Origin of the sequence: Ligilactobacillus salitolerans (assembly GCF_003864415.1) — a bacterium.
In the GTDB taxonomy this organism is placed as follows: Bacteria; Bacillota; Bacilli; order Lactobacillales; family Lactobacillaceae; genus Ligilactobacillus; species Ligilactobacillus salitolerans.
Genome location: NZ_BFFP01000055.1, coordinates 1 through 11,643 on the forward strand (window position 1 = coordinate 1; position 11,643 = coordinate 11,643).

13 protein-coding genes are annotated in these 11,643 nt (G+C 45.9%); 8 read left to right on the forward strand and 5 right to left on the reverse strand.

The genetic code is table 11. From position 1 onward, the window contains the following. Positions 1-117, forward strand: coding sequence for a type I toxin-antitoxin system Fst family toxin (locus tag LFYK43_RS13030; RefSeq protein WP_268227096.1), 117 nt, complete (start codon positions 1-3; stop codon positions 115-117). A gap of 202 nt (positions 118-319) precedes the next feature. Here LFYK43_RS13030 and LFYK43_RS11335 read toward each other — a convergent pair whose 3' ends face one another. The 5 genes from LFYK43_RS11335 to LFYK43_RS11355 form a co-directional block, all read right to left on the reverse strand. Then, positions 320-1,690, reverse strand: coding sequence for an APC family permease (locus LFYK43_RS11335; protein WP_124978375.1), 1,371 nt, complete (start codon positions 1,688-1,690; stop codon positions 320-322). Between the two features lie 709 nt (positions 1,691-2,399). Continuing rightward, positions 2,400-2,759 (reverse strand): DUF2200 domain-containing protein, encoded by a 360-nt coding sequence (locus LFYK43_RS11340; protein WP_124978377.1) that lies wholly within the window; start codon positions 2,757-2,759, stop codon positions 2,400-2,402. A 95-nt stretch (positions 2,760-2,854) separates the two neighbouring features. Then, positions 2,855-3,082 carry a DUF2922 domain-containing protein gene (locus LFYK43_RS11345; protein ID WP_124978379.1) on the reverse strand — a complete coding sequence of 76 codons (228 nt, stop codon included), beginning with the start codon at positions 3,080-3,082 and terminating at the stop codon, positions 2,855-2,857. Positions 3,083-3,125: 43 nt separating this feature from the next. Continuing rightward, positions 3,126-3,323, reverse strand: a complete 198-nt coding sequence (locus LFYK43_RS11350; RefSeq protein ID WP_124978381.1) for a DUF1659 domain-containing protein — start codon at positions 3,321-3,323, stop codon at positions 3,126-3,128. Positions 3,324-3,404: 81 nt separating this feature from the next. Continuing rightward, on the reverse strand, positions 3,405-3,941 hold the full coding sequence (locus LFYK43_RS11355; RefSeq protein ID WP_124978382.1) for a sigma-70 family RNA polymerase sigma factor: 537 nt from the start codon (positions 3,939-3,941) through the stop codon (positions 3,405-3,407). A 251-nt stretch (positions 3,942-4,192) separates the two neighbouring features. On the opposite strand from LFYK43_RS11355, the gene LFYK43_RS11360 reads away from it, so the two are divergent. The 7 genes from LFYK43_RS11360 (at position 4,193) to LFYK43_RS11390 (ending at position 10,940) form a co-directional block, all read left to right on the forward strand. Then, on the forward strand, positions 4,193-4,966 hold the full coding sequence (locus LFYK43_RS11360; RefSeq protein WP_124978384.1) for a hypothetical protein: 774 nt from the start codon (positions 4,193-4,195) through the stop codon (positions 4,964-4,966). Positions 4,967-5,565: 599 nt separating this feature from the next. Continuing rightward, complete coding sequence (locus tag LFYK43_RS11365; RefSeq protein ID WP_124978386.1) at positions 5,566-6,300, forward strand: MurR/RpiR family transcriptional regulator; 735 nt, start codon at positions 5,566-5,568, stop codon at positions 6,298-6,300. A 151-nt stretch (positions 6,301-6,451) separates the two neighbouring features. Then, the gene (locus LFYK43_RS11370; protein WP_124978397.1) at positions 6,452-7,771 is read left to right on the forward strand and encodes a PTS sugar transporter subunit IIC; all 1,320 of its coding nucleotides are present in this window, start codon (positions 6,452-6,454) and stop codon (positions 7,769-7,771) included. A gap of 27 nt (positions 7,772-7,798) precedes the next feature. Continuing rightward, positions 7,799-9,232, forward strand: a complete 1,434-nt coding sequence (locus tag LFYK43_RS11375) for a 6-phospho-beta-glucosidase (RefSeq protein WP_124978388.1) — start codon at positions 7,799-7,801, stop codon at positions 9,230-9,232. A gap of 33 nt (positions 9,233-9,265) precedes the next feature. After that, on the forward strand, positions 9,266-10,171 hold the full coding sequence (locus tag LFYK43_RS11380; protein ID WP_124978389.1) for an ROK family protein: 906 nt from the start codon (positions 9,266-9,268) through the stop codon (positions 10,169-10,171). Between the two features lie 171 nt (positions 10,172-10,342). After that, positions 10,343-10,630, forward strand: a complete 288-nt coding sequence (locus tag LFYK43_RS11385; protein WP_124978391.1) for a type II toxin-antitoxin system RelB/DinJ family antitoxin — start codon at positions 10,343-10,345, stop codon at positions 10,628-10,630. Between the two features lies 1 nt (position 10,631). Then, entirely contained in the window at positions 10,632-10,940 is a 309-nt protein-coding gene (locus LFYK43_RS11390; protein WP_124978393.1) for a type II toxin-antitoxin system YafQ family toxin, read from the forward strand. Positions 10,941-11,643: the final 703 nt, after the last annotated feature.

The following is an 11,643-nucleotide window of genomic DNA, read 5'->3' on the forward strand; positions in this document are numbered from 1 at the left end:
GTGATTATTTTACTGGTTAAATTATTGACACTGGTCATCGCCCCCATTATCGTGGGTGTTTGTCTTGAGTTATTTAAACACTGGTTGGAAAATAATGATCGACACGATGACCGCTAACTAAGTTGTCACCCAACCTCACATGCTATCTTACATAGTGAAAAAAATACCCCAGCCTACTGACGATAGGTTGGGGTATTGTGATTATTTTGCTGGTTAAATTTACACTGTCATCTTACATAAAAAAATGATACTTGTCAACACATTAGGCACACGTAAAAAGTAGGATGATGGTTACCACGGATACTTTCACTTCAACTTACTATTCCCTCACTTGATAAAACCTGCGGAACCCATAGTAAACCACTGCCCCAACAGCCGGTACTACCAAGCCCAAAACCGAAGTCAAAGGATCATCGACGAAATTATTGATCAAGATGACCAGAAAGGCAATCACAGCAATGATCACTGTCCACGGATAAGCCCAGACTTTGTAAGGGCGCAGTTGGTTTGGCTGACGGTGCCGCATTACCGGCACTGCCAAAATAGATAACATGTTGAAGACGGCTCCAGAAAAGACTACCAATGAAGTTAATTCATCCAAATCACGGGTTAAAACCAGCGCGATCGAGATCAGCATTTGGATAAACAAGCTAAAATCAGGAGTTTGATATTGCCGATTGATGTGGGCAAATTGTTTCCACAAAAGGCGATCCTTAGCCGCGGCATAGTAGTAACGCGAAAATGCTAGGATCATCCCATTCAACGAACTGATCATCGCTAACGCCATCGTGATAGCGACCAAGATCGTCCCGAATTTGCCCATGAAGCTCTGAGCAACAGCCGTCCCAAGATACAACTGACCGTGAGTCAATGCGTGCTGGATCTGACTAAACGGCAATGCGCGATAAATTGCCAAGTTAAATAAAAAATACACGATCGTCGTAAAGCCGACGGAGAGGATCAGTGCCCGCGGTAAATTCTTTTGCGGCTCCTTCATCTCACCAGCGACCGTGTTCAAATTAGTCCAGCCTTCATAAGCCCACAGTGTCGCGATCACCGCAAAAGCAATCATTTGAATATAATCGACCACGCTGCCGGAACCATGTTGATTCAGCACCGCCAAATGCGGCGTGTAATGGCCCCAGAAAAGCCCAAGCACGATGATCAAGATCAATGGCAAGATTTTGGCGACATTGAAAAAGTTCTGGACCCACTCGCCAGTGTCGACGCCAAAGTAGTTGACCAGCGTGAAAATGATGATCAATGCAATCGCAATCACTTTGACCAAGACATTGCTCATGGGAAACAAGGATTTGAACGCCAAAGGTAAAGCAATCGCGATCGCGGCGATCGAACCAGGTCCGCCGATGATCATACTCTGAAAATTAAACATATAGCCGACAACGGGCGAAAACGCCTCTGATAGGTAAACATAGATTCCGCCAGTCGCCGGGTTCATCGCACCCAGTTCCGCAAAACACAGACTGCCTAGCAAGGTCACCAGCCCGCCGATCAGCCAGGCTGAAAGTGCCCAGCCCATCGACATGCCCGAACGCTGCAAGACGATCGATCCTATGTAGAAGATTCCTGAGCCGATCATGATTCCAATCAAAATGTTACTGCCGCCGAAGACACCGATTGCTTTCTTTAACGCGGGCTGCTGTTCGGCTTTCTTATTTGGTTGCTGCATGTAGACCACTCCCCTCTTTTCACCAGTTTAAATCGTGGTAAAAGATACGTCTAGGAAAACAACTGCAAGTGCAGTCTTATTTATTTGAAAAAGATTACACAAACATCAGTTCCTGCGGTATAATCTTATTGGTAACCTACCCTGAGAGGGGGTGGTACTATAATGCGAATGATCATTAGCTTGATTATCGCCCCGATTATTGTTGGGGGTTAGTGTCGAATTGTTCAAACACTGGCTTGCACAACACGATCGACACGATAAGCATTAACCAGGTTACTAAGCGAGCCCCACACGCTATTTTTACATAGTGCAAAAAAATACCCCAACCTACTACCGATAGGTTGGGGTATTGTGGTACTATCTGCAAATGATCATTGATTACAAGGTAATAGTACAATGTACTTAGCAAATAGTCAACATATAATACTCATCAGACAAACACAATGAATAAGCACTTGAAAACAGATACGCAAGCTGAGGCTTCTACCGTATAATTAATAATGGCAACTGCCAGTCAACTTCACACGCTATTTTTACATAGTGCAAAAATAGCCCAACCTATCAGCACTAGGTTGGGCTATTGTGATGTCTTGAATAGACCAAATCTTTGTAATTTCATAATACTCAAAAAACATCTTATGTCAAGCCAGGACGGCCTTTGAAAAAAGCAAATATCTGCACCTTCTCAACACTTTAGTTGTCTGGATCGTCAATCAACTTGTCGCATAACTTTCTCCAGGGCTTTTCCCTTAGCTAATTCATCCACGACCTTGTCCATCCAACGAATCTTCTGCACTAAGGGATCCGTGATTTCTTCCACTCGAATTCCGCAAATGACTCCCTTGATCTGACTCGCAGCGGGATTGATCTGTGGTGTGTGCTCAAAGAACGCCGCTAAATCTGCGTCACTGACAAGCTGGGCCTGTAAACCTGCCTCATCATACCCAGTCAGCCATTTGAGCACTTCATCTAATTCTTCCTTGGTCCGCTCTTTTCGTTCTACTTTTTGGAGATATAACGGATAGACCTGGGCAAACTTCAATTTCGTAATTCGGTCATCGTTTTTCATTTGGGGTCATCCTCCCAGCCTAATTTCCACTATCATACCATTTTGCAGCAAAAAAGCCCCGCGCCAGCATTTGCCAGCTCGAGGCTTCTTCTCAATTAAGCTTCGTCAAACAAAACTTGATCCTGTTCATCTTCGTACGTGGCGGAAATTGGTTTGGCATAGATCTGGTCGCCATTCTTATCCACGAAGATCCCGGCATCCGCGATCTGCTGCATGGCAGCCTTGACCGTATCCGCATCCAGATCCGTGTTGACGTACTTTAATTTCAAATGATGCACAGCGCCGCCAATAGCGGAACGAAATGCTAAATCTAAACTTTTCATAATACTCCTTTCTGATCAGGCCGATCCCTGATCCACCCTAGTTTTAAGCTAAAACGCTGGTGACATTAACTGTCACTTGGTCAGTTGCCTCACCGGTCAGTTGCGCAATGACTTGGCCAAAGCTGACCAGCTGCTCGTCGGTTGCTCCCTGAGCGATGTTGTTGAAACTCCGCTTTTTGGTCTTGCCGTCTTCTTTCGTCGACTCAACTGCCAGACTAGTTTTCTTCCAAGCTTCATTCATGGTGAAACCCTCCTTTAATGTGTGTGGTATTGGTAATGCGCGCGCCTTACACCCCTACTAACGAAATGACCCAGGCACTTGTCAAACCTCTTCGAAAAATTTCTGTGCTTTTTGTGCGAGCCGCTGCTTCCAATTGTTGACGGTTTGCCGGGAGACACCTTCTTGGGCGGCTATCTCAGCTACGCTGTAACCATAAAAGAGCCGTTTGATCAGATACTTTCGTTCATTGGGACTGCAAATCATGATAATTTCACGCACTAGGTCCCAGTATTCCAAGTCGAGTTCGGCATCTTGTGTGTCCGCCAGCAGACTCAAAGCATCTTCTTTCTGGTCAGCAGCCGGTTTAAGGCAGCGGTCCGCTAGTTTCCATTCCTTACGGAGCACGTCCATCAACCCCCACTTGATCTTGCGGTAGGCATACCCCAGCAATTGCTTTTCATTGATTTGTGCGTGTTGCTGGCAATATTGTGCATAGGCTTTGAGAAACAGCAGCTCGCCTTCCAATACTAAGTCAGCATAATAGGACTGTGTCGGTGAGATATGCAAATTCTTGAGCACCCCATAGACTAATTTGATTCGATTATTGTGTAAGAGATAATTTAAAGCTTCTTGATCCATGTCAGCACTTCCTCATTTAAATTATCCAAGGCCTTGAACAATTTAAAGATAGATAACTTTTCACTTTTCAAAAAGGTACTATTAGTGGGTTAATTTGTCCCGATTAAGATAAATCTTGGTTGGATAATGTGATTTTTTGTGCAAATTATATTGATATTAGCATCTAAAATAATATATACTGTTATATGGAACCGATTACAAAACGTTTAGAAAGGGACAAATAGCTTAAATAGGCTATCTAGGTAATTTGCATGCAAAAAAGAAGTATTCTTTTAGATCCGGCTGGGATCAGGCAGCTGTATTCCCAGGCTAATGAAGACAACAACGCAGCTATCACGAACTCCACGAAAATGATCATAGACACTCACAAGCTCAACTTGCCGCGCTGCCAGTCGCTGCTGCTCGATAAAAAAATGGGTATTATTTTTACCAAGGCCAGCACCAATACTTTAGTCAAGAGGTTTATCAGCTGGCAAGCCTGTAACTTCTCGATCCCCGCTTTCATCATGCATGACCTTTACCACGATCAGGCACCTAGACACATAGTCCCATTTGTTTCCGGCAAACAGATCTTGCTGCCGCTGGGCGGATATGTTCACAGTTCGACCAGCTGGATCGTCCTGTCGAACTTGATCAGCTATCACTGTTTTGGCAAAAATCGGATCGGGCTGCAGTTTTGTAAAAAACACGCCCCAGACTATACGATCATCGCCAACCACCAGGAATTTGAACGAACTTACCGGAGTGCTCTGATCATCGCGGAAATCGAAAGTCAGCTAGTCGAACAGCTTAACAAAGAATTTCCATCCAGTTTTATCAGTGCGACCCACAGCCAGATGCGCCAGCTCTACCCGGACAGGACAGCGCCGCGGGTTAGTTTTCAGAATAGTTTGACTGCTTATACCGACAAAATCGTCGAAGATACGCTGGCTTACAACTCATCTTTGATCAATGAGGAACCTGACCAGCTATATCTGACAGAGGTCAAACGAGCGATCAAGGACAAACACGAGCGCCTCAGATAAAAATAACTAGTGCAGGAGCCCATAGTCGGCCGCTCCTGCACTAGTTATTTGTCGCTATTAATAAGTCGCTCCCTTGTTGAGAAGTTTTTGCTTTGGAGGTTACTTTGGCTGATGTACCTCCACATCTTGTTCATCTGGAGGTTACTTTGGGCGATGTACCCCCACATCTTTGTCAGCTGGATGTGACTCGCCTCTGCTTGACTTGTATCCACGACCTCCTTTCCTGGTTACTACTTTGCTTGACTTGTATCCACATCCTGGTCATCTGGATACTACTTTGCCTGACTTGTATCCACATCCGTCTCATCTGGATACTACTTCGCCTGACTTGTATCCACATCCGTCTCATCTGGATACTACTTCGCCTGGCTTGTATCCACATTCGTCTCATCTGGATACTACTTCGTCAGACTTGTATCCACATTCGTCTCATCTGGATACTACTTCGCCTGACTTGTATCCACATCCTTCTCATCTGGATACAAGTCCAGCACCCCCCAAAGAAATTTCGTAAAAATTGTTTCCGATGATTTTAATTGGTACTGACATGTTATAATGTTTTTGGAAGTGGTTGCATTTGAGATAGAGGAGGAGCAAAGATGGCTTTTTTTGGCTTTAAGGACTTTGACCGGTTGTCGGAAGTCGACTTGGATATTTACCGTTTCATGACCGCCAATGTCGAAACGGTGCCCTACCTGCGCGTGCGTGACATTGCGCAAGAGGCCCACGTTTCCAACTCGTCGGTGATGCGTTTTATCCATAAACTCGGCTATAACAGCTTCCCTGAATTCAAGCTTTCCTTTCAAACGGAGCACCAGACTGTTCAGGCGAATAATCACCAGCTCGGCTTCATTACCGCGGATAACTTCCCCCCGGATATCTATGCCAAATTAGAGCTCGTGGCCGATCGCCTGCAGCAAGCCGACAGTATCATTTACTGCGGCATGGGCTCATCTGCGGCTTTAGCCGAATACGCTGCCCGCCAGACTGCTGCTGTCGGCTTCAATTCGTTTTGTGTCAAAGATCCGTTTTATCCACTAGTCACTCAGCTGAAAAATACCAGCAATAACCTGCTGGTGACCTTTACTGTTTCCGGCAAAACGACCGAACTGATCGAAATGCTGAATAATTTTGTCACCAACGAAGACGTCACTTTAGTCGCAGTCACTGCTGATCCAACCAGTCCTGTTGCCTTGATGTCCCGTTACGTGCTGAGCTATTCAACTGAACAGAAACGCGTCGAGAAATATTATGATCTGACCACCCAGGTCCCAGCCATGTACCTGATCGAACAGCTACTTTCATTTGCCCGCCGACTGGCTTTAGCCAATTGATGGAACACTGTGTTCCAGCCGTGGAAAATCAGCCTGGTTCAAGGAACGTGTACCTAAAGTCAAAACTGGTCTTGTGCCAATGGAATCGCTTTTATATGATAAAAGTGTACTTAGCACTTATTATTTTATAGGAGTGATTCATATGTCCAAAATGGATGCCTACAATGCGTTTATGGAAAAACGCATCGTACCGTTTGCAACCAAACTCAACGAACAGCGCCATATCGCTGCGGTGCGCGACTCTTTCATGTTCACCTTCCCGATCACAATGTCGGCTTCGCTGGTGATCTTGATCAATAGCCTGCTGTTCTCAAAGGATGGCTTTGTCGCCAAGATCTTGTTTTTACCCAAGTTTTTCCCGCACCTTGAAGACATGCAAGGTTGGCTGAACTCCGTGACCAACGGGACAATGGATATTTTATCGATCTTCATCGCCTACATGGTCGCAGCTGAGCTGGCCCGCCACTTTAAGGCTGACCAGATGTTAACTGGGATGACTTCGATCGCAGTCTTCATGATCTTGTACAACCCGCCGATCGTCAAGGACGGCATCAACTATTTGCCCAAAACTTTCTTGGGTGCACAGGGGCTGTTCGTAGCCATGTTTATCGGGATGCTTGTCGGCGAGTTTTTGCCCAAATTATTCAGCATTAAAAAGCTGCAGATCAAGATGCCAGAAATGGTTCCACCGGCAGTGGCCCGTTCCTTTAACGGACTGATCCCGATCGTGATCGTGATCATGCTGGCAGCGATCTTGAATCATTTGTTATCATTAGTCGCACCAAATGGGATCAACCAGATCATCTACGACACGATCCAGACTCCATTGCGCAACATCGGTGTCAACATCTGGAGCGTTTCTCTGTTGGCCATCGTCCAAAACCTGCTCTGGCTAGTCGGGATCCATGGACCTAATACATTGAACGCCCTGCGTTCCGTGATCTTTACCGAAGCTGATCTTTCCAATCAGCAGTTCATCAATAATCACGGCAGTATCTGGGATGTACCTTACCCTGTAACTTGGGGCAACATGAATGACACTTTCGCCAACATGGGCGGTTCCGGGGCGACCCTTGGTTTGATCATTGCGATCTTCTGGGTCTCCAAGCGTAAAGATTACCGGACCGTGGCCAAATTAGGTCTTGTTCCAGGTTTATTCAACATTAACGAACCATTGATGTTCGGGCTTCCGATCGTCTTGAACCCGCTGCTGGCTGTCCCATTCGTGCTGACACCAGTCGTTAACATCTGGGTCGGCTACTTGGTCACTAACATTTTGAAATTGATCCCGACCCCGGCTCTAGGCATGACCTGGACCACACCAGGACCGTTGATGCCGTTTTTAGGAACTGGCGGCAACTGGCTGGCACTGATCATTGGTTTCTTGTGCTTAGCCATCTCAGTCCTAATTTACATGCCATTCGTCATGGCAGCTAACAAAGTGGCCGCTAAAGAAGGCCAGCTCGAATAATCAACAATCATTAAGGAGATAGAGAAAATGGCAGAAGATAAAAGAGAATTCCCCGCTGATTTCTTGTGGGGCGGTGCCGTGGCAGCGCACCAGATAGAAGGTGCTTACCAGGAAGGCGGCAAAGGCCTTGCGATCACCGACCTGTTTACCTTAGGCGATAAGGACCACCCGCGCAAGATCACTGAAACGATCGAAGCCAGCGAGTATTACCCGGAACATGTGGCCAGCGATTTTTACCATCGCTACCCAGAAGACATCAAGCTTTTAGCTGAAATGGGCTTTAAGTGCTTTCGGACTTCAATCTCGTGGCCACGGATCTTTCCGCAAGGCGACGAACTTGAACCAAACGAAGCCGGTCTGAAATTTTACGATGATGTCTTCGATGAGTGTCTCAAATATGGGATCGAACCCATCGTGACACTTTCACACTTCGAATTGCCGTTGCACTTGGTTCAAGAGTACGGCGGCTGGCGGGACCGGCGTTTGATCGAATTCTTCGCTCGTTTTGCCGAAGTCTGCTTCAAACGTTACCACAACAAGGTCAAATACTGGATGACCTTCAATGAGATCAACAACCAGACTAACTTCGAGGTCTCCGGCCACTTATACACCAATTCCGGGATCGTACCAGAAGCTGGCGAAGACCGGGAAAAACTGATGTACCAAGCCGCCCATTATGAGCTGGTTGCTTCGGCGCAAGCAGTCCAAATCGGTCATCAGATCGACCCTGAAATGCAGGTCGGCGCCATGATTGCCATGTGCCCGATCTATCCGTTGACTGCTAAACCGGAAGATATCCTGTTTGCCCAACGCGCCATGCAGACACGCTACTGGTTCGCTGATGTGCACGCCAACGGTTTTTACCCACGTTGGATGAAGCACTTCTTTGCCAAAAAAGGCTTTGACCTCGATATCACCGCGGCTGACTTGAAGCAGCTCCAGGCCGGCACAGTCGATTACATCGGCTTTAGCTACTATATGTCCTTTGCGACAAAATACCAGGGTCAAGCAGACTTCAACGAAAATCGCGACCTCGTGGATAACCCCTATGTCAAAACGACTGAATGGGGTTGGCAGATCGACCCAGTTGGTTTGCGTTACGCCTTAAACTGGTTCACTGACCGCTACCACCTGCCGCTCTTCATCGTTGAAAACGGCATGGGAGCTTACGACCAGCTAACAGAAGACCACCAGGTCCACGATGATTACCGGATCAAATACATGCAAGACCACATTATCCAGATGAAACGCGCGGTCTTAGATGACGGCGTAAAGCTCTTAGGCTATACCCCATGGGGCTGCATCGACTTAGTCGCGCATGGGACCGGCGAAATGTCCAAGCGTTACGGCTTTATCTACGTTGACTCAGACGACCACGGTCATGGTACATTTGACCGTTACCGCAAAGATTCGTTCTTCTGGTATAAAAACGTAATCGCAAGCAACGGAGCCGAGCTTTAAATACCAGCTTATCAAACAGGAGATGTGTATGCTGTGAAAAAATATGTAGGAATTGATATCGGCGGAACTTCGATCAAATACGGCCTAGTCACCGCTGCTGGGCAGATCTTAGCGCAAGCGAGCTTACCGACTGCCACGGACAAAGAAAAGGTCTTAAATGACCTGGCCACGATCGTTAAGCAATACCAAGCTGACGAGCCGGAGCTGGCTGGGATCGGGGTCTCGATGCCAGGAGTCGTGGAAGCAAACGGCATGTTAACGACGGCGGGGGCAGTCCGCTGCCTCTACGGTGTTAATTTGAAAGAGGAACTGGAAGCTCGGACAAGCCTCCCAGCCACGATCGAAAACGACGCCAATGCCGCTGCCATCGCTGAACAGTGGTTAGGCGCTGCCCAGGATGTCCATAACTACCTGAGCCTAGTTTTAGGCACAGGAGTCGGCGGCGCACTCGTGATCAACGATCAGATTTACCGGGGCGCGCACGCCCGGAGCGGCGAGTTCGGCTGGATGCTGCTCGATGACGTCCACGATGAACTAGAAGACGGCAGTTTGAACTTCCAGGGTGCGACCGTGATTGGGCTTTTGCGGGTCTATAACCTCAAAGCCCAAACAGACTTAAACGATGCCCGTGAGATCTTTACTCGTGCTGAGGCTGGAGAACCAGTCGCTCAGTCAGTCTTAGAGCATTATTTCCGCAAACTGGCTCAAGGGATCTTAAACTTGGTCGTCAGCTTCGACCCGGCAGCCGTCGTTATTGGCGGCGGGATCTCCGTCAACCCAGCCTTTCGTTCCGGCCTGGAAGCTGCCTACCGTGAATTGCAAGCAGAACATGCCAGCGTGCGCGACTTGGAATTGCCGCCGATCGCAGCCGCTAAACTCGGCAATGACGCTGGAATGATCGGTGCAGTTTACCGGCATTTACAGGAAAGTGGCAAATAAACCGATAACAAGGCTATAAAATTAGAAACCGCATCATAGTGAGAAATTTGCTGCTCACTATGATGCGGTTTTTGTATTCACAGGTAAAAGATAATGGGCAGAAATCAAATCAGTAATTTTGATGCCAGTTGTATGTTATAATGATGTCGAAATAGGAAAGGCGGGATCAATATGGCAACAAGTGCAACAACTATTCGGCTTGATGATGAGCTAAAAGAAAAACTAACAAAAGAATTAAATGCAGCAGGTCTAAGTATTAATGCTTACTTTAACATGGCAGCTAGGCAACTGATCATTCAAAAGAAAATTCCTTTTGAAATTTTAACTGAAACAGATGAGCCGACAGAGGAAACAAGACGTGCTTTAGTCGCAGCAGAGGCAAGGGAACTAGGGATTATTCCAGATAACGTCCCTGAATTTGATAACACAAAAGACCTCAATAATTTTTTGGAAAACTAGTATGTATAAGCTAAAACCCGAGCCTCAATTCAAAGAAGATTACCGCCGTTTGAAACGAGTACACCCAGAGTTGATCAATGATTTAATGCAGGATCTAGAACAACTGCAACTATATGGTGTCGTCGATCAAGCATACCAACCGCATGCTCTTATAAATCGGGGTGGAAACTTTACCGGAAACTATGAATTTCACTTACTAGATGGAAAAGTAGCTGTGCTAGTGATTTATATGCCCCATAAAACTAATCCAGTGATCCGTCTAGTTCGATTAGGCAGCCATGCTGAATTATTTCATAATAATTTAAGTTAAAAGCAAAAAAAATGCTGAGACAGCTCTTAAGTTGGGAGAAGCTCAGCAATTTTTTGCTTTTAACTATAGGCTGAGAGTTAAATAATAAGGCTCTACTTCAAATGATACTCATAATTAGGACAAGTTAGTATGGCTTGATCAAGCTGTCTGTCACTGAATAGGGACGGATGGTTTGCATGATTTCATGGGAGATTAACTGCAAAGATTCCTAGCTCGGACGTTACTTTGACGAACTTACGGCAGAGATTTATAGAAATAAATTTTAAACTCAAAGCTGCAACATTAGTGGGATCTTTACTCCTCACAATGCTGCAGTTTTTGTGTTAATAACTAAATTTTTGAACTCGCTATCACGTGCTGTGAACCTTTCAGTGGGTGAATTGCTAGTGGAGCTAATAAAGTTATAACCATATCTTTTGTCTGCGTCAGTAATGCACGCTACAATTTCTTTTAAGACTACTATTAGTCAAAAAAATGTAACGTTCATGGAACCAGGGTTTTAATACAAATTAAATTTCTGCTACTAAAGACATGTGGTTTTAAGTCAAGAGGAAGTGATGAATAATTGCAATTAATTTTCTAAAAAAATCAGATTTTAGGCGCACTTTAACAACCCTCAAAAGAATAATTTTTAAAAATTTGAGGTTAAAGCAGGTGTATCTAAAAGCTTGAAACAGTTATTTTTGAACGAGACCACTTCTTC